Origin of the sequence: Streptomyces durbertensis (assembly GCF_014156695.1) — a bacterium.
Taxonomy (GTDB): domain Bacteria; phylum Actinomycetota; class Actinomycetes; order Streptomycetales; family Streptomycetaceae; genus Streptomyces; species Streptomyces durbertensis.
Genome location: NZ_WMLF01000867.1, coordinates 1 through 839 on the forward strand (window position 1 = coordinate 1; position 839 = coordinate 839).

The 839-nt window shown below is 77.7% G+C and carries 1 protein-coding gene; it reads right to left on the minus strand.

Annotation, left to right across the window (positions count from 1 at the left end):
- Window positions 1-582, minus strand: a 582-nt coding sequence (locus GL263_RS27360; protein WP_228456882.1) for a hypothetical protein, incomplete at its 3' end; no start/stop codon positions are given.
- Between the last annotated feature and the right edge of the window lie 257 nt (window positions 583-839).

Below are 839 nucleotides of genomic sequence, written 5' to 3' on the forward strand. Positions count from 1 at the left end.
GTGATGACCCTCTGCCAGGCGTTCGCCCACGACCGGCTCGACGCCGCCAAGCTCCGCAAGCTGCGAGAAGCCGCCGGCGGGGCGCACCGGGTGGACGACTACTGCGAGGACCACGGCGGTGGCGGTGGCGGCGTCGAAGGCGGCGACGGGCTGGAGGGCGGCGACGGCGGGTTCGAGGGTGGCGACGGCTTCGAGGGTGGCGACGGCTTCGAGGGTGGCGACGGGCTGGAGGGCGGCGACGGCGGGTTCGAGGGTGGCGACGGCTTCGAGGGTGGCGACGGCTTCGAGGACGGCGACGGCGGCTTCGACGGGGGCGACGACCACGTGCCGCCGCCCAGCGGCGAGCACCCCGGCGGGAACCAGCCGGAGGAGAAGCCGGGCCGACCAGGACAGGGCGAGGGTCGCCCAGGACAGGGCGCGGACCGTCCGGGCCACGGCGACGGCCGCCCGGTGCACGGTGGCGGACGCCCGGGGGAGGACGAGGGTCGCCCGGGGGAGAGCGACGGTACGCCCGGGCGCGGCAGCGGCGACGCCCGGCCGGACGACGGCGGGGACGGTCTCCCCGCGCGGGGAGAGAACCACCCCGGGAGGAGTGACGGCCTGCCCGGGCAGGCCGGCGGCCTTCCGGGCAGGGCAGGTGACCGGCCCGGCGCCGAGCAGGGCGAGCGCCCCGCCGGGCCCGAGGGCCGCCCCGGCAGAGGCGGCGGCGCACCCGTTGTGGCGACGCAGTAACGATCCGCCAGGGCCCGGCTCCCGCCGCCCGTACCCGAGCACTCACTCGAAAGAGTGATTCAGGTCGCACGGCAGCCCTCTGCGGCCCCTCGCTTCCCCCCTGTCTC